Origin of the sequence: Rhodanobacter sp. Root561, from assembly GCF_001427365.1 — a bacterium.
GTDB lineage: Bacteria > Pseudomonadota > Gammaproteobacteria > Xanthomonadales > Rhodanobacteraceae > Rhodanobacter.
The window spans coordinates 150751-176809 of the sequence record NZ_LMGH01000011.1; the positions used below are offsets into that span (position 1 = coordinate 150751).

22 protein-coding genes are annotated in these 26059 nt (G+C 67.8%); 14 read left to right on the forward strand and 8 right to left on the reverse strand.

What is annotated here, in order from left to right; translation table 11 throughout:
- Positions 1–2: 2 nt before the first annotated feature.
- The 3 genes from ASD55_RS09495 to ASD55_RS09505 are packed head-to-tail and all read left to right on the forward strand — an operon-like array spanning position 3 to position 3365.
- Entirely contained in the window at positions 3–545 is a 543-nt protein-coding gene (locus ASD55_RS09495) for a GNAT family N-acetyltransferase (RefSeq protein WP_056765681.1), read from the forward strand.
- Positions 542–1048: a hypothetical protein gene (locus ASD55_RS09500; protein WP_056766043.1), complete on the forward strand. Its 507-nt coding sequence runs from the start codon at positions 542–544 to the stop codon at positions 1046–1048. The genes ASD55_RS09495 and ASD55_RS09500 overlap by 4 nt, the downstream gene beginning before the upstream one ends.
- A gap of 40 nt (positions 1049–1088) precedes the next feature.
- Positions 1089–3365 (forward strand): thiamine pyrophosphate-dependent enzyme, encoded by a 2277-nt coding sequence (locus tag ASD55_RS09505; RefSeq protein ID WP_056765683.1) that lies wholly within the window; start codon positions 1089–1091, stop codon positions 3363–3365.
- Between the two features lie 21 nt (positions 3366–3386).
- On the opposite strand, the gene ASD55_RS09510 is transcribed toward ASD55_RS09505, so the two are convergent.
- From ASD55_RS09510 to ASD55_RS09520, 3 genes are all read right to left on the reverse strand, one after another.
- On the reverse strand, positions 3387–5150 hold the full coding sequence (locus ASD55_RS09510) for a diguanylate cyclase (RefSeq protein WP_056765684.1): 1764 nt from the start codon (positions 5148–5150) through the stop codon (positions 3387–3389).
- Between the two features lie 324 nt (positions 5151–5474).
- Positions 5475–8954 (reverse strand): transcription-repair coupling factor, encoded by a 3480-nt coding sequence (gene mfd / locus ASD55_RS09515; protein ID WP_056765685.1) that lies wholly within the window; start codon positions 8952–8954, stop codon positions 5475–5477.
- Positions 8955–9102: 148 nt separating this feature from the next.
- Complete coding sequence (locus tag ASD55_RS09520) at positions 9103–9708, reverse strand: GNAT family N-acetyltransferase (protein ID WP_056765688.1); 606 nt, start codon at positions 9706–9708, stop codon at positions 9103–9105.
- A gap of 187 nt (positions 9709–9895) precedes the next feature.
- Between ASD55_RS09520 and ASD55_RS09525 the strand changes: the two genes are divergently transcribed.
- The 3 genes from ASD55_RS09525 to ASD55_RS09535 all read left to right on the forward strand — a co-directional run bounded on the left by ASD55_RS09525 (position 9896) and on the right by ASD55_RS09535 (position 12112).
- A complete protein-coding gene (locus tag ASD55_RS09525) occupies positions 9896–10297 on the forward strand; it encodes an MmcQ/YjbR family DNA-binding protein (protein ID WP_056765690.1) in 402 nt (133 codons plus the stop codon).
- Positions 10294–10683: a VOC family protein gene (locus ASD55_RS09530; protein WP_056765691.1), complete on the forward strand. Its 390-nt coding sequence runs from the start codon at positions 10294–10296 to the stop codon at positions 10681–10683. The genes ASD55_RS09525 and ASD55_RS09530 overlap by 4 nt, the downstream gene beginning before the upstream one ends.
- Before the next feature lie 100 nt (positions 10684–10783).
- Positions 10784–12112, forward strand: coding sequence for a hypothetical protein (locus ASD55_RS09535; RefSeq protein WP_157598941.1), 1329 nt, complete (start codon positions 10784–10786; stop codon positions 12110–12112).
- Positions 12113–12143: 31 nt separating this feature from the next.
- Here the strand turns inward: ASD55_RS09535 and ASD55_RS09540 are convergent, their stop codons facing one another.
- Entirely contained in the window at positions 12144–12683 is a 540-nt protein-coding gene (locus ASD55_RS09540; RefSeq protein WP_056765695.1) for a DUF2058 domain-containing protein, read from the reverse strand.
- Positions 12684–12906: 223 nt separating this feature from the next.
- Here ASD55_RS09540 and ASD55_RS09545 point away from each other — a divergent pair, with 223 nt between their 5' ends.
- The 4 genes from ASD55_RS09545 (at position 12907) to ASD55_RS09560 (ending at position 16200) form a co-directional block, all read left to right on the forward strand.
- Positions 12907–13329, forward strand: coding sequence for a GntR family transcriptional regulator (locus ASD55_RS09545; protein WP_056765697.1), 423 nt, complete (start codon positions 12907–12909; stop codon positions 13327–13329).
- Entirely contained in the window at positions 13326–14210 is an 885-nt protein-coding gene (locus ASD55_RS09550; RefSeq protein WP_056765699.1) for an ABC transporter ATP-binding protein, read from the forward strand. The genes ASD55_RS09545 and ASD55_RS09550 overlap by 4 nt, the downstream gene beginning before the upstream one ends.
- A complete protein-coding gene (locus ASD55_RS09555; protein WP_056765701.1) occupies positions 14207–14893 on the forward strand; it encodes an ABC-2 transporter permease in 687 nt (228 codons plus the stop codon). The genes ASD55_RS09550 and ASD55_RS09555 overlap by 4 nt, the downstream gene beginning before the upstream one ends.
- A gap of 155 nt (positions 14894–15048) precedes the next feature.
- Entirely contained in the window at positions 15049–16200 is a 1152-nt protein-coding gene (locus ASD55_RS09560) for an acyltransferase family protein (RefSeq protein ID WP_056765703.1), read from the forward strand.
- Positions 16201–16230: 30 nt separating this feature from the next.
- Here the strand turns inward: ASD55_RS09560 and ASD55_RS09565 are convergent, their stop codons facing one another.
- The 3 genes from ASD55_RS09565 to rlmJ form a co-directional block, all read right to left on the reverse strand.
- Complete coding sequence (locus ASD55_RS09565) at positions 16231–17142, reverse strand: cation transporter (RefSeq protein ID WP_056765705.1); 912 nt, start codon at positions 17140–17142, stop codon at positions 16231–16233.
- Between the two features lie 65 nt (positions 17143–17207).
- On the reverse strand, positions 17208–17723 hold the full coding sequence (locus ASD55_RS09570) for a Slp family lipoprotein (RefSeq protein WP_056765707.1): 516 nt from the start codon (positions 17721–17723) through the stop codon (positions 17208–17210).
- A 43-nt stretch (positions 17724–17766) separates the two neighbouring features.
- Complete coding sequence (gene rlmJ, locus ASD55_RS09575; protein WP_056766045.1) at positions 17767–18681, reverse strand: 23S rRNA (adenine(2030)-N(6))-methyltransferase RlmJ; 915 nt, start codon at positions 18679–18681, stop codon at positions 17767–17769.
- Between the two features lie 129 nt (positions 18682–18810).
- Between rlmJ and ASD55_RS09580 the strand changes: the two genes are divergently transcribed.
- From ASD55_RS09580 to ASD55_RS09595, 4 genes are all read left to right on the forward strand, one after another.
- Complete coding sequence (locus ASD55_RS09580) at positions 18811–19203, forward strand: hypothetical protein (RefSeq protein ID WP_056765709.1); 393 nt, start codon at positions 18811–18813, stop codon at positions 19201–19203.
- Positions 19204–19307: 104 nt separating this feature from the next.
- The gene (locus ASD55_RS09585; protein ID WP_056766048.1) at positions 19308–21083 is read left to right on the forward strand and encodes a copper resistance system multicopper oxidase; all 1776 of its coding nucleotides are present in this window, start codon (positions 19308–19310) and stop codon (positions 21081–21083) included.
- The gene (locus tag ASD55_RS09590) at positions 21080–22069 is read left to right on the forward strand and encodes a copper resistance protein B (protein WP_082542731.1); all 990 of its coding nucleotides are present in this window, start codon (positions 21080–21082) and stop codon (positions 22067–22069) included. The genes ASD55_RS09585 and ASD55_RS09590 overlap by 4 nt, the downstream gene beginning before the upstream one ends.
- Positions 22070–22178: 109 nt before the next feature.
- Positions 22179–25112 carry a diguanylate cyclase gene (locus ASD55_RS09595; protein WP_235577771.1) on the forward strand — a complete coding sequence of 978 codons (2934 nt, stop codon included), beginning with the start codon at positions 22179–22181 and terminating at the stop codon, positions 25110–25112.
- Positions 25113–25115: 3 nt separating this feature from the next.
- Here the strand turns inward: ASD55_RS09595 and ASD55_RS09600 are convergent, their stop codons facing one another.
- Complete coding sequence (locus ASD55_RS09600) at positions 25116–26045, reverse strand: DMT family transporter (protein WP_056765711.1); 930 nt, start codon at positions 26043–26045, stop codon at positions 25116–25118.
- Positions 26046–26059: the final 14 nt, after the last annotated feature.

A 26059-nucleotide genomic window follows, 5' to 3' on the forward strand; every position in this document is an offset into this window, starting at 1 on the left:
GGATGGATTTCGATTCGCTGCGCATCGACACCGAACGCCTGATCCTGCGGCCGCCGCGGGCAGAGGATTTCGACGCCTATGCCGCCAACATGGCCGATGCCGAAGCGGCCCGCTTCATCGGCGGGCAGCAGGCGCGCGCGGTGGCATGGCGAGGTTTCCTGGCATCGGCCGGCGCGTGGACGATCCAGGGTTTCTCGATGTTTTCGGTGATCGAGAAAAGCAGCGGCCAGTGGATCGGCCGGCTCGGCCCCTGGCATCCGGAAGGCTGGCCCGGCACCGAGGTGGGTTGGGGCCTGGCCCGCAGCGCCTGGGGCAAGGGCTACGCGCTGGAAGGCTGCACCGCCGCGATCGACTGGACCTTCGACCAGCTTGGCTGGGACGAGATGATCCATTCCATCCACCCCGACAACCACGCCTCGCAGGCGCTGGCGCAGCGGCTGGGTTCGACCTGCCGCGGTCCCGGCAAGCTGCCCGCGCCGTATGAGGATTCGCCCACCGACATCTGGGCGCAGACGCGCGAGCAGTGGCGCCGGCGTCGCGGATGAGCCACCTGTCGCCCGCGCTGTACACCACCCTGGCCGAGATCGTGCCGGACCTGCACGTGCAGTGCGTCGATCCGTGGTGCGTGATCGGCAGCACCGCGGCGCTGCTGCTCGGCGTGCAGACCAGCGCGGCGGATGTGGATGTGCTGACCTCGCGGGCGGACGCGGAGCGTCTGATGGCGCACTGGGCAGCGCGCCGCGAGTCCGCGTTTGCGTCGTCCGACGACGATCGCTTCCGCTCGCATTTCGCCCGTTTCCGTTTTCCCGGCGCGCCGGTCGAAGTGATGGGCGCGCTTGAACTCCATGTCGACGAATGCTGGCAGCCCGTGCTGCCGGGAAAGCTGGTGCTGGCCGGCGTGAATGGCCTCGCCGTGCCGGTGCCGTCCGTCGACGATCAGATCCGGCTGCTTGAAAGCTTCGGTCGCGAAAAAGATGCGCCCCGCGTTGCCGCCTTGCGCGCTCTGGCCGCTCCGGTCTTCAGCGTGCCGGTCGTATCCCTCCATTGATGCCGCGTCGCGGCTGCCTGTCCACCCACACGAATTCGCCATGACCGCCATTCCGTTTGCCATCAGCGCTCGCCACAAGGGTTTCAACCGTGCCGAGGTCGTCGACCAGAACTTCATCGAGTTCGTGCAGTTGTGGAACGGCGAGGTGCGCGCCGCGCCGCGCGATGACGCCGCCGTGCTGCCGGGCAGTGCACTGGATGCGCGCGGTTTCCGCGAGCTGCTGGAATCCCAATTGATCTCGCGCCACCTCGACCTGATGGCGCGCGTGCTGCGGGTGCAGAACAAGGTGTTCTACACGATCGGTTCGTCCGGCCACGAAGGCAACGCGATGGTGGCGCGGCTGACCCGCCACACCGATCCGGCCTTCCTGCATTACCGCTCCGGCGGCTTCATGGCCGAGCGCTTCCGCAAGATCCCGGGCATGGACCCGGTGATGGATTCGGCGCTGTCGTTCGCCGCCAGCAAGGACGACCCGGCCTCCGGCGGCCGTCACAAGGTATGGGGCAGCAAGCCGTTGTGGGTGCTGCCGCAGACCTCGACGATCGCCTCGCACCTGCCCAAGGCGCTGGGCACCGCGGTGGCGATCGAGCAGGCGCGGCGGATCGGCCATCAGCTGCCGATTCCCGACGACAGCATCACGATCTGCTCGTTCGGCGACGCCTCCAGCAACCACGCCACCGCGCAGACCGCATTCAACACCGCGGCGTGGACGGCCTACCAGAAGCTGCCCGCGCCGGTGCTGTTCGTGTGCGAGGACAACGGCATCGGCATCTCGGTGAAGACGCCGTCGGGCTGGGTCGCCAACAACTACCAGCATCGCGCCAACCTCGATTACTTCTTCGCCGATGGCTTGGATCTTGCCGAAGGCTACGCCCAGGTGCAGCGCGCGGTGGAGCATTGCCGCACGATGCGCCGGCCGACCTTCCTGCACCTGAAGACCACCCGCGTGATGGGTCACGCCGGCACCGATTTCGAAATCGAGTGGCGCAGCATCGAGGAGCTTTTTGCCGTCGAGTGCTCCGACCCGCTGCTGCGTTCGGCCGGTATCGCGCTGGAGTCGGGACTGTATTCGAAGGACGACCTGCTGAACCTGTACGAGGCCACCCGCAAGCGCTGCTTCGCCGCCGCCGAGGATGCGGACTCGCGTCATCGGCTGACCTCGCTGGACGACGTGATGGCCCCGCTGGCGCCGTACACGCCGGCCGCGGTGAAGGCCGAGGCCACGCGCGCCGACTACGCCGACAAGCGGCTCGCCGTGTTCGGCGGCGAGGCGAAGCTGCCCGAGAAGCTGCCGCCGCGGCATCTGGCCATCCAGATCGGCCAGGCCCTGCACGACCTGCTGGCGAAGTATCCCGAGGCGCTGCTGTTTGGCGAGGACGTAGCGCAGAAGGGTGGTGTGTACACCGTCACCAAAGGACTCAACAAGACCTTCAAGGGCAGCCGCGTGTTCAACACGCTGCTCGATGAAACGATGATCCTGGGCCTGGCCCAGGGCTACGCCAACATGGGCATGCTGCCGCTGCCGGAGATCCAGTACCTGGCGTATTTCCACAACGCCTGCGATCAGATCCGCGGCGAGGCGGCCTCGCTGCAGTTCTTCTCCAACAACCAGTACCGCAACCCGATGGTAATGCGCGTGGCCTCGCTGGGTTACCAGAAGGGTTTCGGCGGCCACTTCCACAACGACAACTCGATCACCGCGCTGCGCGACATCCCCGGCCTGGTGGTCGGTTGCCCCAGCCGCGGCGACGACGCGGCGATGATGCTGCGCACGCTGATGGCGCTGGCGAAGGTCGATGGCCGCGTTTGCGCCTTCCTCGAACCGATCGCGCTGTACATGACCAAGGATCTGTACGAGGCCGGCGACGGCCAGTGGCAGTTCGACTATCCCGCGCCCGACCAGGCGATGACGCTGGGCGAGGGCCGTGTCTACAACGACGCGGCGAACGACCTGGTGGTGTTCACCTTCGGCAACGGCGTGCCGATGGCGTTGCGCGCCGCGCGCACGATCGAAGCGGAGCTCAAGTGGCAGGTGCGCGTGGTCGACTTGCGCTGGCTGGCGCCGCTCAACGATGCCTTCATCGCGGCGCAGGCGAAGAGCGCCAAGCGCATCCTGGTGCTGGACGAAGGCCGCAAGAGCGCGGGCGTGGGCGAGGGCGTGATCACCGCGATCGTCGAAGGCGGCTGCGGCGCCACGCCGCTGCATCGCGTGGTCGGCGCCGACACGTTCACGCCGCTGGCCGGTGCGGCGCTGCTGGTGTTGCCGGGCGAGGCCGACGTGGTGGCCGCGGCGAAGGCGCTGGCGGCAAGGTCCTGATGAACGGCGCGGCGGGTTGGCCTACTTGTCCGATTCGCGCCGTTCCACGATATGCAGGCGCCGGCCCGGAGACGGGTTGGCGCCGCGCACCTCGCCATCGTCCTGGCGATACATGCAGACCCGGTTGCGTCCCTTGAGCTTGGCGTCGTACATCGCCTGATCGGCGCGTTCGACCAGCGATTCCACGTCGTCGTCGTGGTGGCGGATGGTGACGCCGATGCTGATGCTGAGCAGCGCCTCGGCATTCACCGGAATTTCCAGGCGATGGACGCGGCGGCACAATCGGGTCGCCACGTGCATGGCCTGTTCCGGCCGGGTGTTGTCGAGCAGGGCGACGAATTCCTCGCCGCCGTAGCGGCCAAACAGGTCGCCGGGCCGCAGTTCGGCGGTCAGCGCGTTGGCCACCGCGACCAGGGCGCGGTCGCCGGTGTTGTGGCCCTGGCGGTCGTTCAGCAGCTTGAAATGATCGAGGTCCAGGAACAGCAGGGCCATCGGTCGCGTCGTGCTGGCCGACAACAGCGTGTTGACCCGTTCGGTCCAGCCGCGGCGGTTGAGCACGTCGGTCAGCGCGTCGCGGTCGGCCAGCACGCGCACCACGTCGCGGTCGTGGCGCAGGCGCAGCGCACGGTCGGCCAGTCCCAGCGACAGCACCACCGCCTCGAACGCGCCACCGGCCACGCTCGCGTCGTTGAGCCAGTCCAGTTGCGGCAGGGCGCCGTTGACCTGGGCGCTGCTCAGCGCGGTGAGCAGCAGCAGCGGCGTCCACCCGGCCAGGAAGAACCACGCCTGCCGCGAACCGCGGGCCGCCGCCACGATGGCGGCTATCAGCAACAGCGCCGCGCCGATCATCAGCAGGGGGTTCAGCAGGATCTGCGCCACGTGCACCAGCAGCGGGACCTGGCTGCTGCGCATCAGCACCAGCTGGATCATGCCCACCGCGAGTGCGGTGATCGGCACCCGCAGCAAGGGCGCGTAACGCTGCAGCTCGCAGAATCGCGTCATGAACAGCGAGGCAAACGCCACCGACAGCGCGACCGCGGCAGAGCCGACCATCACCGCCATGCCCGACAGCCACTCCCATTCCAGCGGATGGAACACGAAGCCGGTCTGGATGCCCTGGATCAGGCAGTAGCAGAGGATGTAGCCGGCGTACCAGGCATAGGTGACGTCGCGCAGCATGCCGGCAAAGCACAGGGCCATCAGCACCATCGCCAGCATCACCGCGAAGCAGGCGCTGGCGAACACCAGCCAGCGCGCGTCCTGCTGCACGTAGTCGCGCATGGGCTCGACCTGGAAACGCACCGGGGCCACCAGGGTTGCCGAGGGATCGAAGCGCAGCAGGATCGGCGTGGACGCCGCCATGCCGACGGGAACCTGCCATGCCAGCCGGCCATGACCGTGGAAGGGCGCGCTGAAGTCGTCCAGCGCCAGCGTCATCGGCACGCTCCCGGCGAATACGGTGACATTGGCCAGGGTGGGCGGATAGATCGTCAGTACGCGGCCGCTGTTGTCCCAGGGCGGTTGCGGCGCGATGACCACCCAACTGCCGGCGCCGTCATGGGGAAAGCGCTGCAGCAGCGAGGGGTCGAAACTCTTCAGCGCACCCTGGTGGTATTCCGCCATCACCGAGGCTGGCGTGTCGCCGGCGTGCACCTGGCGCCAGGCGCCATTCAGCGGTATGGCAGCGTGGGCGACCCCCAGGGTGAGCCAGAACAGGGCCGACAGCAGGGCGCGCCATGCGGGTGGCGGACGCCGTGGTATCAGAAGTGTGAGCAGCCTCTCCATCTGCCTCTCTCCGCCCTGCCGAATTCCTGCGGGATTGCACGTGCTGGATCGTGTTGCCGGAAACATGGGCGAATGGGCACCAGCGCATCCCATGCGCCGGCCGACGGGCCCCCGACCTGCCGTGCAGCATGTCCCCGGCGGGTTGACTATCCAACCTGCCGACCTTTGAGGCCAGTGTCAAGCACGCCCCGTGCCAGCGCATCGACGGCCGGCGCAAACCACGGCCTGACGGGGCCGGGGGCGCCCTGGCCCGATGGCACCCGGCACGACGTGGGCGCTGGGGCGGGTCCAGTCCGGACACTGGGCGTCAGCGATGTGGCGCCATCAGCCCGGTCGGCGCGCGCCCAGCAGCACCAGCACTTCCTGCGCGCTGCGGATGCGTTCGCTGGCGCCGGGCAGGTCGAGGATCACCTTCAGCTTGTCCTGGCCGTCCAGCTTGTACACGCGGGGCAGTTGCTGGATCAGCTTGATGATCGCCATCGGGTCGATCTCGGGTTTCTCGCGGAAGGTGATGCGACCGCCGTTGGCACCGAAATCCAGCTTGCGGATGCCCAGCGGGGTGGCCATCAGCTTCAGGCTGGCCACGGCGAACAGTTGCTTGGTGGGATCGGGCAGCAGGCCGAATCTATCGATCATCTCCACCTGGAGATCGCGCAAGTCATCCTCGCTGCGCGCGCTGGCGATGCGCTTGTACAAGGTCAGGCGGTGGTGCACGTCGCCCAGGTAATCGTCGGGGATCAATGCGGGCAGATGCAGTTCGACTTCGGTTTCGTGTTCGCTGCTCAAGTCGAAATCGGGAATCTTGCCGGACTTCAGCGCGCGCACCGCGCGGTCCAGCAGTTCGGTGTACAGACCGAAACCGATCTCCTGGATCTGGCCGGATTGCTCGTCACCAAGCAGCTCGCCGGCACCACGGATTTCCAGGTCGTGGGTGGCCAGGGTGAAGCCGGCGCCGAGTTCCTCCAGCGAGGCGAGTGCTTCCAGCCGCTTCTGCGCATCGGCGGTGATCGACTTGCGGTCGGGCACCACCAGGTACGCATACGCGCGGTGATGCGAACGGCCGACGCGACCGCGCAGCTGGTGCAGCTGGGCCAGGCCGAAGTGGTCGGCGCGGTTGATGATGATGGTGTTGGCGCTGGGGATGTCGATGCCGGTTTCGATGATCGTGGTGCACACCAGTACGTTGAAGCGCTGGCGGTGGAAATCCGCCATCACGCCTTCCAGTTCGCGCTCGGGCATCTGGCCGTGGGCGATGCGGATGCGCGCCTCGGGCACCAGCTCCTCCAGTTCGCGCACGATCCGCTCGATGCTCTGCACCTCGTTGTGCAGGAAGTACACCTGGCCGCCGCGCGACAGCTCGCGCTGCAGCGCCTCGCGGATCGTCGCCGGGTCCCACGCCGAGATGAAGGTGCGCACGGCGCTGCGATGCGCCGGCGGCGTGGCGATCAATGAAAGATCGCGCAGGCCGGCCATCGCCATGTTCAAGGTGCGCGGGATCGGCGTGGCGGTCATCGTCAGCAGGTCGACCTCGGCACGCAGTTTCTTCAGCTGCTCCTTCTGGCGCACGCCGAAACGCTGTTCCTCGTCGACGATCACCAGGCCCAGGTTCTTGAACCGGATGTCCGGCTGCAGCAGCTTGTGGGTGCCCACGATCACGTCGATCTGGCCGTCGGCGAGGCGCTTCAGCGCCTCGTTCACTTCCTTGGCCGACTTGAAGCGCGACAGCACGTCGACCCGCACCGGCCAGTCGGCGAAGCGGTCGGCGAAGTTGCGGTAGTGCTGCTGGGCGAGCAGGGTGGTCGGCACCAGCACGGCGACCTGCTTGCCGGCAGTGGCGGTGGCGAACGCGGCGCGCAGCGCGACCTCGGTCTTGCCGAAGCCCACGTCGCCGCAGATCACCCGGTCCATCGCGCGGGGCGCGGCCAGATCCTCCAGCACGGCCTCGATCGCGGTTTCCTGGTCGGGGGTTTCCTCGAACGGAAAGGTGCTGCCGAACTGTTCGACCATCTGCCGGTCGATCGGCATTGACTCGCCGCCGCGTGCCTGGCGCTGGGCGTAGATCGCCAGCAGTTCGGCGGCCACGTCGCGCACTTTTTCCGCGGCCTTCCGGCGCGCGCGTTCCCACGCATCGCCGCCCAGCGAATGCAGCGGCGCCAGTTCCGGCGCGGTGCCGGAGTAGCGGCTGACCAGGCCCAGCTGTGCGACGGGCACATAGAGCTTGTCGCCCTTGGCGTATTCGATGGTGAGGAACTCGCCATCCATGCCGCCCACGTCCATCGAGGCCAGGCCCTGGTAGCGGCCCACGCCGTGATCCACGTGCACGATCGGTGCGCCGATGGTGAGCTCGGTGAGGTCGCGGATGATGCTTTCCGGATCGCGCGCGGTGCCACGGCGGCGCTTGCGGTCGCGCTCGCTGCGCACCCGCTCGCCGTAGAGCTCGCGCTCGGTGAGCACGGCGAGCGCGGGCCTGGTCAGCGCAAAGCCCTGTTCCAGCGGCGCGATGGTGATCGCGAACTTGACTCCCTCCCCTGCTTGCAGGGGAGGGTTGGGGAGGAGAAAAGCGCCCCAGCCCTCGATGACCTCGGGTTTCAATCCCGCTGCTGCCAGCGTTTCGATCAGCGCCTCGCGTCGCCCCGCCGAATCCGCGGCGATCAGCACGCGGCCGGGATAGCTGGACAGGAAATGCCGCAGCGACGTGCCGGGTTCCTCACCCTTGCGATTGAGCGGCAGCTCCGGCGCCGGCTGGGTGCCGGTGTCGACCGCGTGCTCGTGGCTGGCTTCGACCACTTCCACCCGCAGCCGCCTGTTGAGCTGTTCGCGCAGTTTCTCAGGCGGCAGGTAGAGTTCGGCCGGCGGCAGCACCGGGCGCTCGATGTCGTGCGCGCGCTGGTCGTAGCGTTCGGCGGTCTGCGTCCAGAACTGCTCGGCCGCTTCGCCGGCGCCTTCGCCCAGCACGAACAGCGCGTCGTCGGCGAGGTAGTCGAACAGCGTGGCGGTTTGTTTGAAGAATAAAGGCAGGTAGTACTCGATGCCGCCGGGCGTGACGCCTTCCTTCATGTCCTGGTACAGCGGGCAGCGGCGCACGTCGATCGGGAAGCGTTCGCGCAGGTTGCCCCGGAATTCCTTCGCCGCTTCGTCGGTCAGAGGAAATTCGCGCGCCGGCAGCAGCTCGACCTTGTCCACCTGCTGCTGCGAGCGCTGGGTTTCCGGATCGAAGCTGCGGATCGAATCCACCTCATCGTCGAACAGCTCGATGCGATACGGCTCAGCCGTGCCCATCGGGAATACGTCGAGCAGGGCGCCGCGCACGGCGAAGTCACCGGGCTCGGCCACCTGGGGCACGTGACGGTAACCGGAGGCCTCAAGCCGGCGCTGTTCGGCGGCCAGGTCGAACTTCTGGCCCCTGGACAGCACCAGTCCGGAACCGGTGATGTGCGAGCGCGGCGCGATCCGCTGCATCAGCGTGGCGATCGGCACCACCAGCACGCCGCGTTTCACGCTGGGCAACTGGTACAAGGTGGCGATGCGCTGCGAGACGATTTCCGGGTGCGGGCTGAACACGTCGTAGGGCAGCGTTTCCCAGTCCGGGAAATGCAGCACCGGCAGGCCGCCGGCGAAGATCTTCAGCTCCGATTCGAGCGCCTGGGCGCGCTGGGTGTCGCGGGTCACCGCCACCAGCAGACCTTCGTGCGAACGTGCCGCCTCGGCGATCAGCAGGGCCCGGCCGGAGCCGTGGGGCGGTGTCCAGTAGCGGCGTTGCTTCGGGGTGGTCGGCAGGGGCGGGTGTTTGATCGGGCTGGTCATGGGGACGCGTGTGCAGGGCGCCGCCAGAAGTGCCGCGCCGGGGAAAGCGGGCAAGTGTAACGCGATGTGCCCGAGCGTCCGTGGAGCGGCTCTGATGTCTTGCGCCCTCCCCTGCAAGCAGGGGAGGGCCGGGGTGGGGTAGAGCCTTTCAGAGCTTCAGGGTGATCTGCGCCGTGCCCGGCTCGTCCGGCATCATCCGCTGGGTAAAGCCCAGCTCCCGGCACAGCTGCAGCATCGGCCGGTTTTCCAGCAGCACGTAGCCCCACAGTTCGGCGAGGCCGCGGCGGCGGCAGTCGTCGACCAGCCGCTGCATCAGCAGGGCGCCCAGGCCACGGCGGCTCCAGTTCTGTTCCACCAGCACCGAGAACTCGGCGCTGTCGGTGGCCTCGTCGACATAGATCCGCCCCACGCCGCGCATCTCGGCCGGCTGCTCGGACTCGTCCATCAGCACGCAGGCGGTTTCGAGCGCGGGGTCGATGCGGCACAGGCGCTGGGCCATCGGTGCGGGCAGCTCGGACATCGCATGCAGGAAGCGGCGGCGAATGTCTTCCGGCGACAGCCGGGTGAAGCAACGCTGCATCGCGGCCACGTCGCCGGCCTCGATCGGTCGCAGCACCAGTTCCCGCCCGTCCTGGGTGCGCACCTGCTCACCCCGCGGGGACGGCGCCACGCGGGGGCGGGCGAAGCGTTCGCTGCTGCGCGGCGGCAGTGCGGCGTAGCGGGTGGGGGCGGCGAAGTCGATGGCAGGGATCATGGCGGCTCCATACTTTTGCGTATTGTGTGCACCGCAGCATGAATTTGCAATGACGGGCGTTGCGATGGGCTGTCACATGGCTCCGCGCCATGGCATCGATCGGCCCGCGGATGGTGCAACACGGGAGATACAGACAGAAACGCCGTGGCCCCGCACAATGCGGGTCGGAATTCCCCGGAGCGATGGCATGGCCCGCAAACCCGTCCGCGGCCTCACGGCGGCCCAGCTGCAAGCGCTCTGCGGCCAGTGGCCGGGGGTCACCCGTGATACCAAATGGGGTGTCGACATGGTGTTCAGCGTGGGTGGCAAGATGTTTGCGGTGATGCCGTCCGATGGCAGCGAGGGCGGGCGGCTGTCGTTCAAGGTGGACGACGATCGTTTCCTCGCGCTCACCGATCAACCCGGCATCATTCCGGCGCCGTACCTGGCGCGGGCGCACTGGATATCGATCACCGAACCGCAGCGCTTCGCCACCGCCGAGCTGGCCGCGTACATCCTCGACGCGTACACCCTGGTCCGCGCGAAACTCACCAAAAAATTGCAGGCGGAGCTCGGGCCGCTGCCGACACTCAAGGCGGAAAAGGCATGAAACAGCATCTGGGCGCCCTGGCGCTGCTGGTCGCCGATTACGACGAAGCGATTGCCTGGTACACCCGCGCGCTGGGCTTCGAGCTGATCGAGGACACCGACATGGGCGGCGGCAAGCGCTGGGTATTGCTGGCGCCGCCGGGCTCGCACGAAACGCGCCTGCTGCTGGCGAAGGCGAACGGCGACGAACAGGCCTCGCGCATCGGCAACCAGACCGGTGGCCGCGTCTTCCTGCTGCTGCACACCGACGACTTCCAGCGCGACTGGCAGCGCATGCGCGCCGCGGGCGTGCACTTCCGCGAGGAGCCGCGCCACGAGGCCTACGGCACGGTGGCGGTGTTCGAGGATCTGTACGGCAACGGCTGGGACCTGCTGCAGCTGGCATGATCATGCTGCCGGCAGGCAGGGAGTGGCGGCGCGGGTTTCCATCGGAGGGAAGGGGATGAGGTCTTGGGTGTTCTGGCCGGCGATCATAGCCGCATGCTTCGTGTCGATCAGCCTGAGCCAGGCCGAGCCGCACAACGTGGCCCAGGTGGCGGGCGCAGCCCTGGCCTGGATCGTTACCGTGAGCCTCGGCTGGACACGCTGGGTCGGCAGGCCCGCGACATGGCTTGGACAACTGGCTGCCGCGGCCGGGGCGATCATCCTGGTCGCGCTCATCCATGACTGGCTGCCCAAGACCGACGTGTTCGTGATCTACCGGAGGAACTGCCCACCCCGGATGGGTTCGTTCTGGCCACTGTGCTTCGCTTGGCTCGGCGGGGCTGGACTGCAGACGTTTGCCCTGTGGGGCAGGCGGCTGCCCCTGAGTGGCACGGGAACCGCGCCGAGGTTGCGCGCCGTGGCGTGGTGGTCGCTGATGATCGCCTGGACGCTTGTCTGTGCCCTGGTGTTTGTACGCAACATCAATGCGGTGGCGCTCGGCGTGTCATTGCGCGGTGCTGCGGAGGTGCTGGGAATACTGTTGGGCGCGGGCGGCATTCTTGCCGGCCTCCTGTGGCTTTCGACGCGCTCCGAAAGCAAGGCGCGAAGGAAAGCCCTGGCCGACTACCAAGCGATCGGCGCGGCGACGCGGGCGGCACTGCTGGCCTTGATCGACAGCCACGCCCGCCGGGGCACGTTCAGGCTGCTGTATCGCATCGCCAGCGAAAAGGGCGATGCTCATTCGCTTGCCCGCGTAGGTGGCGAACCCCTGGCGGGGCCAGACGAGATGTGGCCCCTCGACGACGAGGGACAGCCCGGCAAATTCCTGCTCCAGTTGCCGCTTGCGGGCGTGGCGCACCCGGCCTGGAACGACCGATGGTTGACGATTTATCTGGGGCAGCACGAGTTGCTCGTCAGAAGTTATCCCGGTGCGGCGGACCTGGTTGTCACCGCTGCTCCCAACGGCGTGACGAAACTCGCCGCCCGGGCACTGGAACCGCTGGCCATGCCGATCATGGAATCCCTCGGTGACGACGATGAGCGGGGGCACGGCGCGCTGGATGGCGCATGGCTGCTGGAGACCGTTCCGGGGCTCGGGAAAAGGCTGTCCGCGCTGACCGCGCAGCCGCTGCGCGTGCTGTCGATGCTGCTGGACGGGGACGACGCCATAGCCGACTTCGCGGTGGAAAACGCCATCCTGGTGGGCGGCGAGCCCGAGTTGATCCAGGGGCCACACGAACCGCATTGCGAACTTTGCCAGGCGCCGATGCGGTTTCTTCTGCAGTTCTGCGACGTCACGGACAACGACGAGCTCGGTGACTGCGGCGTCGGCTACGTCTATGGCTGCGATGCCCACCCGGAGCATTGCCGGGCGTTCGTGGATTGCTACTGAGAAAGCCGCGGCGCCGACGGCAACAGCAGGGCTACCAGATCAGGTCGTCCGGCACTTCGAACTGCTTGTAATACTCGTCGTCGGTGTCGTTGCCGGCCGTCGTCTCCGTGCGGCCGTGGTCGAGCACGATCATCGCCGCGTCGCGTTCGCGGACCTTGTCGGCGGCCACGCGGGGCAGCAATTCGTAGCCCTCGCCGTGGCGCACGATCACCAGCGTGCCGGCGGCCAGCTGCGCGCGCAGCGGTTCGTTCACCAGCACGTCCCTGATCCGGTCGCCGTCGGTGAAGCGGTAGGCGATCTCGCCTTCGCGTTTCACCTTGTGCGCCTCGACGATCTGGCGCACCTGGGCGCGTGCCTCGTTGAGGCGCAACTGCGCATTGCGCTCGGCGGCGATGGCCCGGTCGCGCTCGGCCTTTTCCGCCTGCAGGCGCTGCGCCTCGAGCTGTTCGGCGCTGGCGGCTGCGGGCGCCTTGCCCTTGTGCTTCTTTGCCTGTTCGCGCACGACCTGCGCGGCCTTGGCCTTGTTGACCAGGCCGGCCTTGAGCAGTTGTTCCTGCAGCGGATTGCGCATGTTCGGGAGATCCCGGCTGTGCTGGGCCGGCCATTGTAGACCGCGCGGACTACCGCGCGGCCTGGCCGGATTCGGCGGCTGGCCGGGGACGGCGCCGGAGCCCGCTCGTCGCCACGCCGTCCGGCGCCTCGCCGCGCGTCCCGGATGCGCGCTGGCGGACGGCCGTTGCCGGCGGTCGGAACGGAGGCTTTACAGCGCGATATCCGGTGTGCATACTGTGTATATGAAGTATACACAGATCGACCCCGAACTGCTCCTGTCGACCAGCGACAGCACGCCGATGTACCAGCAGATCGTCAACCAGATCACCACCAAGGTGATGGCCGGCGACTGGCCGGCGGGCCAGCCGTTGCCGTCGATCCGCGAGTTGGCCAGCGCCAGCCGGGTCAGCGTGATCACGGTCAAGCGTGCCTACGCGGAACTGGGCCAGGCCGGGGTGATCGTGACGAGGCACGGCATGGGTTCGTTCGTGGCCGAGTCGCCGAACCTTTCCAACAGCCTGTTGCAGGCCGAGTTCACCCAGCACTTCGAGGCCATGCTGGCCTGCGCGCGACGGCTGGGCCTGTCGGCCGAAGACATCCGCCAATTGCTTGACGACGAACAGGCCGACTGGTCTGCCGAACCCACCAGGGGATCAACACCATGAGCACCGCCTTCGCCCTGTCCGGGGTGACCAAACGCTACGAGAACTTTGCGCTGCGGGACATCGACCTCAGCATGCCCGAGGGGCAGGTGATGGGGCTGGTGGGCGTCAATGGCGCCGGCAAGACCACCTTGCTGCGCATCCTCGGCGGCCTTGCGCTGGCCGACGCGGGCACGGTCGAAGTGCTTGGTCACGACATGCCGACGCAGCAGGTGGCCGCGAAGGCGGACCTGGGATTCGCCACGGAAGACATGCGCCTGTTCAGGACCCGCACGCTGCGCTGGCACATGGATTTCGTGCGTTCGATCTATCCGGGCTGGGACGAGGTCTACGCGGCCGAGTTGCTGCGCCGTTTCGACCTGCGCGCGGAGCAGAAGCTGGCCGGCTTCTCGCACGGGCAGCGGGTCAAGGCGCTGCTGATGCTCAATTTCGCCCGCCGGGCAAAACTGCTGCTGCTCGACGAGCCCACCACGGGCCTGGACCCGGTCGCCCGCGACGAGGTGCTGGAGGCGCTCGCCGACGTATTGCGCGACGAGGCGCGCAGCGTGCTGTTCTCCTCGCACAACACCAAGGACATCGAGCAGATGGCCGACACCATCACCTTCGTCCACAACGGCACGCTGCTCGCCTCGCGGGACAAGGAATCCTTCCTCGACGACTGGCGCCGCGTCATCTGCCACGGGTCGTGGGTGCCGGACAAGGCCGCGTGGCCGGAGATCGCCGCGGTGCGCCAGAACGGATCGATCGTGGAACTGAAGGTGCGTCAGTTCAGCGAGGGCCTGCTGCAGCGCATGCAGACGCAAGGCGCGGACATCCGCAGCGCCGATCCGATGAACCTCGAAGACATCTTCGTCACCACCGTACGCGCCGGAGGTGCGGCATGAATCGTTCCCGACTCAACTGGCCGGTGATCAGGCTGCTGGTGGCCAAGGACTGGCAACTGTTCCAGAAGCAGCTGGCGGCGTGCGTGCTAGGCGGCATCGTGGCGTTGTGCCTGATCGGCATGGCCACCGGCTGGAGTTTCTACCTGGGCTCGCTGCTGCTGATCATCATGCTGGTGTGCACCTCGTGCTTCTCGATCTCGAATTCGCTGCTGGTCGAGCGCAAGGAGCACACGCTGGCGTTCGTGATGAGCCTGCCGGTGACGCCGCTGGATTACTACCTGTCGAAGCTGGTCGGCAACCTGGTCACCTTCCTCGTGCCGTTCCTGGCGATGCTGGCCGGAACCGTGCTGGTGATCCTGTACACGCCGCTGCCGGACGGGTTGGTCGTGCTGTCCTTGCTGATCTTCGGACACGTGTTGCTGGCTTATGCCGTGTCCCTGAGCGTGGCCATGGCGGTGGAGTCCGAGGGCTGGAACATCTTCGCGATGATCGGCAGCATGCTGCTGATCAATCCCCTGATCATGCTGTTGGGGCAGATCCCGGCGATCAATGATCACGTCAAGGCCGACACGATTTATTTCGCTCCCGTCGCGGTGGCGATCCTGCTGGCCCAGGCGACGCTGAGCGTGGTGGTGCTGGCGGTGACCGGCTGGGTGCACTGCCGGAAGAAATCCTTCTACTGAGCTGATCCACCGTTCCCGCTGAGCGCAGTTCGCGCAGCGGGCGGAGTCGAAGCGCCTTCGCGTCCCTAGCCGTGCTGGAATCCGGCCAGGGAAAAGGCGGGGCGCAAGGCAAGAACCCTCTCGTGAGTCCGACAGATCCGTTCGGAGGTTTCGCCATGCACGACACCGTGCGTTTTCACTACATGGACAACCTGCGCGCGCTGGCGATGCTGGCCGGGGTGGTCTTCCACGCCGCGCTGGCCTACAGCCCGCTGCTGCACCCGTATTTCCCCACGGCCGATCGCGCGCAGTCGCCGGCCGTCGACCTGGTCATCTGGTTGCTGCACCTGTTCCGCATGCCGCTGTTCTTCGTGGTCGCCGGCTTCTTCGCCGCGATGCTGCTGAACAAGCGCGGGATGGGTGGCCTGATTCTCAATCGGCTCAGGCGCATCGGGTTGCCGCTGGTGATCTTCTGCCCGCTGGTGATCGCCGCGATGAGCTACAGCACGCTGCATGCCGCGGCGTACGTGCAGAACCCGTCGCCGGTCCTGCTGATGATCCGGCAGTTCTCGCAGATGGCGAACCCGCCAGCGCTGCCACCGGGCACCGGGCATCTGTGGTTCCTCTACTACCTGCTGTTTTTCTACGTGCTGACCTGGGTGGCCAGAAGCCTGGAGCTGGGCAAGCCGGGCAGCTTCGTGCGCGGCCTGAATCCCGCGTGGCAACTGCTGCTGTTTCCGGTGCTGCTGGTGCCGGCGCTGGCCTCGGTGAGCGCGCCGTATCCGGCACCGGAAAGCCTGTTTCCCCAGTTCTGGGCATTCGGGTTCTACGGGCCGTTCTTCGTTTTCGGCTACCTGCTGTCTGGCCACGAGGCTTTGATCGACCGGTTCCGTCGTTTCGCGCCGTGGCTGCTGCTGGCCAGCGTCGCGCTTTACGGTGCATTCCTGTATCTGCTCAAGCGCCACCTGCCCACCGCCGCGGATCCGTCCGCCAGCGTGCCCATCGCGGTGATCGAGGCGTGCATCAGCGTCTGGATGACCTGCGTGTGCCTGGTCGCCGGCCGCTCACTGCTGAACCGCAGCAACCGCCTGTTGCGCTACCTGTCCGACGCGTCGTACTGGGTCTACATCGTCCATCTGCCGATCCTGTTCGTGATCCAGTACCGGCTGATGGACATGGCGTGGGGGTGGGACGCGAAGTTCGCGATCTCCGTCGCTGCGACCTTCACGATCTGCCTGCTCAGCTACCACCTGCTGGTGCGCAAGACCGTGGTCGGCCGACTGCTCGGTGCCCGACTGCCGGTGGCGGGAACGGCCGCGGGGGCGTGACTGGCGTCGACGCCGTTCGGGCGCAACCGGTCAATCCGCGTTGTCCGGCTCGAAGAAGCTCCAGCGTATGTCGGTGAATTCCGCCTTCATCGCGGCCTCGACGGTGTTGATCGCGGCGATCAGTTCGGGGTTGCCGGCGGTGGGCTGCATCCGCGCCTTCACCGCGACCATCACGTCGGGGCCCATCTGCAGGGTGATCAGGTTCAGCACGTCGGCGACTTCGGGGCGGTTTTTCAGGAAGCCCATCAGCTCGTCGCGACGGCGGGGTTCCATGCCCTGGCCGATCAGCAGGGCCTTCACCTCGATCGCCACCAGCACCGCCACCACGATCAGCAGCAGGCCGATCGCGATGGTGCCGGCGGCGTCGAACATCAGGTTGCCGGTAAGCATGGTGGCGCCGACGGCGACGGCAGCCAGGCACAGGCCGACCAAGGCGGCCAGGTCCTCGCCGAAGATCACCAGCAGCTCGCTGGAACGGGTCTGGCGGAACCATGTCCACAGGTCCTGCCCGCCGCGGGCCTTGTTCACTTCCTCAAGGCAGCCGCGCATCGAGATGCCTTCGACGACGATGCCGAACACCAGCACGCCCAGCGCCAGCCACGGCCACTTCAGCGGTTCCGGATGGGTGAGCTTGTGCACGCCCTCGTAGATCGAGAACATGCCGCCCACGCTGAACAGCAGGATCGCGACCAGGAACGACCAGAAATACAGGGCGCGGCCCCAGCCCAGCGGGAATTCGTCCGACGGCGGCCGTTTGGTCTGGCGGATGCCGAGCAGCAGCAGGCCCTGGTTGCCGCAGTCGGCCAGCGAGTGCACGGCTTCGGCCATCATCGCGCCGGAACCAGTGACGATGGCGGCGACGAGCTTGGCCACGAAGATGGCGAAGTTGGCACCCAGTGCGAGCAGGATGGCCTTGATCGGGTTGGCGTGGCCGGAAGACATGCGGCTTCAATCCATGGAATGAGGCTGCCCAGTTTACCGGTGGCGCAGAATTTTGCGCAGGACGATCAGTGGATGCCCACGCCCACGCCCAGGCCGAAGCGGATGTTGTTGCGGCCCTTGTTCATTTCCTCGGCGGTCCACACGTGCGAGTGCATCACGCTGACCAGCGGGAACACGTAATCCGCTTCGCCGACCTTGCCGGCACGACTGCCGTCGAGCTTGCCGTCGACCGTCATCATCGCGCCGGCGGGATAGTCCAGCGGCTCCACGTAGCCCGGCATCACCGCGACGAAGCGGCCACTGCCGCTGTCGTTCGCCTTCGGCCGCTGCGAGGAGTCGAGCGGGTAGGCCAGCAGCTCGATCTCGCTGTGGTCGGCGAACACCTTGACCTGCACGATGCGGCCACCCCAGACCACCTCGTTGCCGCTGAACTTCTCGGGCGTCTGGGCCACTTCGAACGGCGCGGCGGTGACGGTGCCGGCGCTGGTCTTGTAGATCGGCGCCGGTGCGCAGGCGGCCAGCATCAGCAGGGCGGCGGGCATGGCGAGGCGGGTCAGCAGGGAAGCAGGACGGATGCGCATGGACGTGCTCCTGGAGGAAGCCGGATGGGTGGATGCACCGAGCTTAGCGGCGGCCCGGCGGCCGCGGTAGTCGCGAGGCGGGCAGGGGGCTGGGGACGTTCAGCTGGCTGCCGGCTTCATCCAGCAGCCAGTCGAGTTTCACTTCGGCCGGACGCTCCTGTGACAGCAGGCTGGCCAGCACGCGCAGTGGTTCGCGCAAGCTGTCGTCGAGGTTCCACGGCGCGTTGAGGATGACCATGCCCGAGCCGTTGAGGCGCAGCGGCGAATCGTCCGGGTGCACCAGCAATTCGGCGCGCAGGATGCGCTTGACGCCGCTGTGCTGCAGCTTGCGCAGGAACGGCTGCACCTGGCTGCGCAGCTTGATCGGATACCACACCGCATACACGCCGGTGGGCCAGCGCAGCAGGGCGGTCTTCAACGCCTGCTCGATCAGCTTGTACTCGGCCTCCTGCGCCTCGTAGGGCGGATCGATCAGCACCAGGCCGCGCTTCTCCTTCGGCGGCAGCAGCGCCTTCAGCGCCTCGTAGCCGTCGCGCTGGTGCACGTGCACCTGGGGATTGCCGCGGAACAGGTCGCGCAGCTTGGACGCTTCCTCGGTGTGCAGTTCGCACAGCTGGGCGCTGTCGTCCGGGCGCAGCAGGCGGGCGACCTGCAGCGGCGAACCGGGGTACTGCTTCAGTCCCTGCTCGTTGCCCTCGCCACCCAGGATGCTGGCCCGCCAGCGCTGCAGCAGCGCCGGCACCTTCTCGGCCGGATGCAGGCGGGAGATGCCGTCCTTGTGCTCGCCGGTCTTCTTCGCCTCGAAACCGTCCAGCGGATAGTTGCCGCTGCCGGCGTGGGTGTCGATGTAGCAGAACGGCGCGGGCTTGGCCTGCATCGCCTCGATCAGGGCGAGCAGCACGGTGTGTTTCAGGACATCGGCGAAATTGCCGGCGTGATAGGCGTGGCGGTAATTCATGGCGGTCACGGCGGGCGGGGTGGCCGAGTATAGAGCGCCCGGCGCGATGTTCCCCGTGATCGCCCGGGCAGCCCGAGCGGAGCCTGCTCCAGAGTTGAGCTCGTCCGCAGCAGTCCGTAAGCTGCCGCGATGAGTTTTCCCCGGCGCCAGCTGTCGCATTCCCGGCCCTGCCTTGCACTGGCCTGGCTGGCCTGGCTGCTCCTGCTGGTCAGCCCGCTGCAGGCTGCACCGATGGCCATGGCTGCCGGTGTTGCGCATGGTGGCCATGCGGCGATGGCGCAGCATGGCGAGCTTGCCGCCGATGCCGGGATGGCGGACGACTGCTGTGCGGCGCAACCGCTTCCGGCGGGTGATGTCGCGCAGCACGCCTGTCACTGCGCCGCATGGTGCGGCAGCGCCTTGCCGGCATGGGCGCTGCCGATGCCCGATCGCGTCGCCATGCAGACGCCGCGGGCGACGCCGCGAAGCCCGTTCATGCCACACGGCGTGCACGTGCGATTGCTGCGGCCACCCGCCGCCTGACTTTCCTGCGTGTCCCCAACCCCGGTGACGACTCGAGCTGTCGAGGCGAGCGTGCCGGGCAACCGTGACCGGCGTCGCGCGTCGACGTCGTGCTGGAGAGTTCCATGAAACCTCTTTCTTCCCGCCCCGATCTGTCGCGGCGGCGTTTCGTGCAGGGCGTCGCGCTGGGCAGCGTGGCTGCCGGCGCGGGACTGCTGCGGCCTTCCGACGCCTGGGCGCTGAACAGTCCCGGGCAACCGGTGGTGTTGAGTGGCACCGACTTCGCGCTGGACATCGTCGAGCGCAGCGTCAACTTCACCGGTGCGGCGCGGCCGGCGATCACCGTCAACGGCGGCGTGCCCGGTCCGCTGCTGCGCATGCGCGAAGGCAGCACGGTGAGCCTGCGCGTGAGCAACCGCCTGCGCGTGCCTACCTCGATCCACTGGCACGGCATCGTCCTGCCGTTCCGGATGGATGGCGTGCCCGGCCTCAGCTTCGACGGCATCGCGCCGGGCGAAAGTTTCCTCTACCGCTTCCAGCTCCGTCAGAGCGGCACCTATTGGTATCACTCGCACTCGGGTTTCCAGGAACAGAACGCGCTGTACGGCCCGCTGGTGATCGATCCGGCCGGCCCCGAGCGCCATCCGACCGACCGCGACTACGTGGTGATGCTCAACGACTGGACCGACGAGGACCCTGCGCGCATCTACGCCAAGCTCAAGAAGCAGAGTGACTACTACAACTTCGCCCAGCCAACCGCGGCGGATTTTTTCCGCGACGTGCGCGAGAAGGGGTTGTCCCGCGCGCTGTCGATGCGCCGGATGTGGAACGAGATGCGCATGAACCCGACCGACCTGGGCGACGTCTCCGGTTACACCTACACCTACCTGATGAACGGAGCGGCCCCCGCGCAGAACTGGACCGGCCTGTTCCGGCCTGGCGAGAAGTTGCGCCTGCGCTTCATCAACGGCTCGGCGTCCACGTTCTTCGACGTGCGCATACCCGGACTGAAGATGACCGTGATCGCCGCCGACGGGCAGGACGTCGAACCCGTGCCGGTCGACGAGTTCCGCATCGCGGTGGCCGAAACCTATGACGTGATCGTCGAGCCCCGGGAGGAGCGCGCATACACGGTGTTTGCCCAGTCAATCGATCGCGGCGGTTACGCGCGCGGCACGCTGGCGCCGCGTGCAGGAATGACGGCGGAACTGCCGCCGGTGGACCAGCGCGTGTGGCTGGACATGCGCGACATGATGGGCGCGATGCCGCACGCCGGGCACGGCGGTGGCCATGCCGCGATGCCCGGCATGGATCACGGCAGCATGGATCACGGCAGCATGGATCACGCCGGGATGGACCACGGCAGCATGGCCGCCGCACCTGCCGTGCACCACGCCCGCAGCGAATACGGCCCCGGCGTGGACATGCGCGTCGACACGCCGCGCAGCAACCTCGACGATCCGGGCATCGGCCTGCGCGACAATGGCCGCCGGGTGCTGACCTACGCCGACCTGCACACCGTCGGCGGTCCGATCGACGCGCGCGAGCCCGGCCGCGAGATCGAACTGCACCTGACCGGCAACATGGAGCGCTTCATGTGGTCGTTCGACGGCATCCGGTACCCCGACGCCACGCCCATCCATTTCAACACCGGCGAGCGCCTGCGCATCGTGCTGGTCAACGACACCATGATGAACCACCCGATCCACCTGCACGGCATGTGGAGCGAGCTGGAAAATCCGGATGGCCGGTTCCAGGTGCGCAAGCACACGGTCAACGTGCAGCCGGCGCAGCGGATCAGCTACGCGGTGACCGCCGACGCGCCGGGCCACTGGGCCTGGCACTGCCATCTGCTGTACCACATGGAGGCGGGGATGATGCGCGAGGTGGTGGTGTCATGACCATCCATCGTCGCGAACACTGGCTCATTCCATCGCGCTCGGCATGGCTGATCGCGCTGTTGCTGGCGCTGCCGCCCGCGGTCGAGGCGCAGAGCGCACCCGCTGCGTCGAGCAGCACGGCGCCCATGGCCATGCCGGCGATGCCCGGGATGGATCACGGCGAGATGCCGGGGATGGATCACCCTGCGGTGCCCATCGCTCCGACGGCAACCGACATGCCGGCGCTGGAGCCGCCGCCGACGCCGGGTATGCCCATGGCGCCGATGCAGGGTGGCCGCCCGCCTGCGGACGCACGCAGCGGCGATTACTCCGACGGCATCGCCGCCAGCCCGATGCACGCGATGCCCGCGCACGGACGCGCAGCGTCCGGCCTGCTGCGGATCGATCAGCTGGAGGCTTTCCACGGTGGCGAAGGCAACGGCCAGCGCTGGGAGATCCGGGGCTGGTACGGCAACGACAGCGACAAGCTGTGGCTGCGCAGCGAAGGCGTGCGCAGCGAAGGCAAGCTCGAGGACGGCGGACTGGAGCTGCTCTGGAACCACGCCACCAGCAGCTACTGGAGTCGCCAGCTGGGTGTCCGCCACGACATCGGCGACGGTCCGGCACGCAGCTGGATCGCCGTTGGCGTGCAGGGGCTCGCTCCGTACTGGTTCGAGCTGGAGGCCACCGGTTACGCCGGGGCGGGCGGGCGGACGGCCTCGCGCCTGCGCGTGGACTACGAGTTGCTGTTGACCCAGCGGCTGGTGCTGCAGCCGGAGCTGGAGGTGAACCTGTACGGCCGGCGCGATCCGCAGCGCCGCTTGGGTGAGGGCTTGTCCGACATCCAGTTCGGCCTGCGTTTGCGCTACGAGATCCGGCGGGAGTTTGCGCCCTATCTTGGAGTGAACTGGATACGTCGGGTCGGCGCGACCGCCGACTATGCACGGCACGACCAGCGGGCGGTGCGGGAGCGGCAATGGCTGGCCGGGGTACGGTTCTGGTTCTGAGATCGCGTATCGTCAGGGTAAGTCGACCCTTGTGGGCCGGTTGACGTATAACGGCATGGCACGCGTGGCGTGCCCTCGACGAACCCAACGGCAGGCGAGCTTGCAACTGATGCGACGGAGACGGACCTCACCGGGGTGGAGCCAGCGCTGCGTGCTGCTGCTGATGGCCGCGCTGCTGTCGCTGTTCGGCCTGTCCGCGTCGGCCCAGCAGCATTCGCTGACCACCTACGACCGCAAGTCGGGCCTGGAAAGCCAGGCCATCAACGTGCTGCTGCAGGACCGGCGCGGCTTCGTCTGGGCCGGCACCGAGATGGGCCTGTACCGCTTCGACGGCGGCAGCTTCGAGCGCATGGGTGCGGCGCAGGGCTTTGCCCGGGGCGAGTACGTCACCGCGATGGTGCAGAACCCGCGCATCGACCTGTTGTGGGTGGCCACCCAGTCCGGTCTGCGCGTCGGCGACGGCCTGCACTTCAGCAAGGTGGAGCCGGCGGGACAACCGCTGGTGGTCGACGTGGGCCGGCAGATGGTCGCGCTGGATGACGGACGGCTGCTGCTGGTGAAGAACGACCGGCTGATGGTGCTTTCCGGTGGTCGTGGCGGCCACGACTGGCAGTTGCGGCCGATGTTCGACGAGGCGCAGCTCGCCGCCGTGCCGCAGCTGCGCCGGATCACCGTGATCCACGCCACGCCCGGACGCCTGTGGATCGGTTGCGATGGCTCGCTGTGCAGTGTCGATGACGCGGGCAAGGTGACAGTGCACGGAGAGGCCGAGGGCGTGCCCCGCGACAGCTGGACGGGCCTGTTGCTGGACAGCCACGGCAGCCTGTGGCTGCGCGGCGTGCATCACCTGCGCACGCTGCCGGCGGGCGCCACCCGCTTCGTTCAGCGCGACCTGCCGGCGGGCGACATGGGCGTGGTGAGCGACAACGAAATCCTGGTGGAGGATGCGCAAGGGCACGTGCTGACGCCGACCAATCGCGGCCTGGCGCGCTGGGAGGGTGCGGGCTGGACCTTGATGGACAGCACCAACGGCCTGCCCGACATCGAGATCACCGCACTGCTGTTCGACCGCCAGGGCACGCTCTGGCTGGGAACCTACGGGCGCGGCATCTCGCGCTGGAACGGCTACGGACTGGTCGAGGGCTGGGGCCGCAGGCAGGGTTTCGACAGCGTGCCGAACTGGTCGATCCTGCGCTTCGATGCGCAGCACATCTGGTTCGCCAATGAGCTCGGCGGCAGCGTGCTGGCCGACGGCCAGACCCGCCTGCAGCCGTGGCCGATCCGCTTCGATCCGGCGCCGCGACAGATCCTCAGCCTTGCCCGCGCCAACGACGGCGCGATCTGGGCCGGCCTGTACGACCGCCGCGTGCTGCGCTACGACCCGGCCAGCCAGCGCACCACGCTGGCGGCCGAATTGCCCGCATTCGTGAAGTTCCTGCATTTCGATCGGCAGGACCGGCTGTGGATCGCCACCGTCAACGGCATCTACCGCATCGATCACGTCGACGCGCCGGCCGTGCGCATTCCGGCGACGCAGACCACCGACCAGCAGTGCTCGGACATCGCCGAGGCCGCCGACGGAACCTTGTGGTTTGCCTGCAACGCCGGACTGCTGCGCTTTGCCGGCGGGCAGTGGACGCGCATGGACACCGGCAGCACGAGCATCGCCTCGGGCTTCAGCGCGGTGGCGGTGGGCACCGATGGCAGCCTGTGGCTGGGCGCGAACGAGCCCGGGTTGTTCCACGCCACGGTGAGCGGCAGCCGGCTGTCGCTCACGCGCATCGTCGACACCTGGCTGGACAACACGCTGGTGTACTTCGTGCGCCGCGACCATCGGGGCTGGATCTGGGTGGGCGGCAGCGGCGGCGTGGACGTGTACGACGGCGCGCGCTGGACGCACTTGTCGCAAGCCGATGGCCTGCTGTGGGACGAGACCAGCCAGAACGGATTCTTCGAGGATCGCGATGGCTCGATCTGGATCGCCACGGCGATCGGCGCCAGCCACATCCTGCAGCCGCAGGCCATGCTGGCCTATCAGCCCGGCAAGGTCCTGATCACCTCGGTGATGCAGGGATCGGCGCCGGTGACGTCCGGCGACAGCATCCGTCTCGGCGGCCGGCACGCCGCGTTGACCGTGCACTACGCGCTGCTGGGGAAATCCTCGGGCGGCCAGCCGCGCTACCGGTATCGACTGCAGGATTCGGAGTGGATCGAAACCGGCGCGAACGTGATCAATCTCGCCGGCCTGCCGTCCGGCGACTACCGCCTCGAGATCGAGGCGATCGACGACGACCACCGGACCGTCTCGCCGCCGGCCCAATTCGATTTCGGCGTGCCGCCGCCGTGGTGGCTGAGCTGGTGGGTCGGCCTGCTGGCGGTCTCGCTGCTGGCTTTGCTGATGGCGCTCAGCTGGCGCTGGCGTTCGCGCCGCCTGCGTCGGCACAACCGCCGGCTGGAAGCGATGGTCGCCGATCGCACCGTCGAGCTCACCGAGGAGAAGCGCGAGCTGGAACGGGCCCGCGCCGAGCTGTATCACCAGGCCACCCATGACAGCCTCACCGGCATGCACAACCGGCGGGCGATCCTCGACCAGCTGGCGGCGCTGCTGGAACCGGGCCAGCGTCCGCTGCCCGGGCTCGCCGTGGGGCTGATCGATGCGGATCACTTCAAGCGCATCAACGACACCCTGGGCCACCAGGCTGGCGACGCCGCGTTGCTGGCGATCGCCCGTCACCTGCAGTTGCACGTGCGCGGTGACGACCGGCTGGGACGCTACGGTGGCGAGGAGATCCTGCTGCTGTTGCCCGGCATCGATCGCCCGCATGCCGAGCAGCGCATGCGCGACATCCAGACGGCGGTGAGCGCGGTGCCGCACCACTGGAACGGGCATGCGTTTGCGGTGACGCTCAGCATCGGCATGGTCTGGATCGGCGCCGAGGCGACTTCGGTCGAGGACCTGATCCGGCGCGCCGACGCGGCGCTGTACCAGGCCAAGAGCGGCGGTCGCGATCGCGTCGTGGTCGAGGCTGCGGGCGCCGGCTGACGGTCAGTCGATGATGTTGTGGCTTTCGGTGGTACCCAGCAGCTCGGCCTGTTCCGGCATGCGCCGGCGCCGATGCAGCAGCGGGTGCATGAACACCGCAGCCAGGATCACCGCCACGCCGGCGTAAAACCACTGATCCAGCTCGTGCTGCTCGCCCAGCAGCACGATCGCCAGCACGATCGCGTAGACCGGTTCCAGGTTGGTCACCATCTGCGTGCCGAACGCGCTCATGTGGCGCAGCGCCACCAGCGCCAGCGCGAACGGCAGCAGGGTGCAGCCGAACGACAGCGCCAGCAACAGCAGCGCGTCGTGCAGGCCCGGCAGCACGAAGGCTGGCCCGACGTGCGGCAGCAGGGGCGCCAGCAGGGCGAGGAACACGGTGCCGGTGCCCAGCTCGATGAAGGTCACCGTGAGCGGATCGCCGTGTTCGACCAGGCGCTTGTTGAGCGAACCGAAGAACGCCACGAACAGCGCCGACAGCACGCCCACCGCGATGCCCAGACGCATGTCGTGCGGCACGCCGCCCACCACCATCACCACCCCCGGCACCACCGCCACGCCGATCAGCAGTTCGCGGGCGTCGAACCTGCGCCGGGCGATCCATGGCTCGATGAAGGCCAGGAACACCGGGCCCAGCGCGATGCAGGTGGCGCCGACCGAGGCGTTCGACAGCTTGATCGCCGCGTAGAAACTGAGCCAGTGCAGCGACACCAGCACGCCGATGCCGGCGTACGCCCAGATCAGCCGCGCAGGCATCGCACGCAAGCCGCGCCAGACCCGCGGCACCAGCAGCAGCGCCAGCGTGACCAGGGCCATCCGCCACAACACCAGCGGCAGGGCCGGCAAGGTGATCAGCTTGCCCAGGATCGCGGTGAAGCCCCACAGCAACACGCAGAAGTGAATCTGCAGACGGGCCTGGCTGACGGGTTGCATGGAGGGCATCGCAC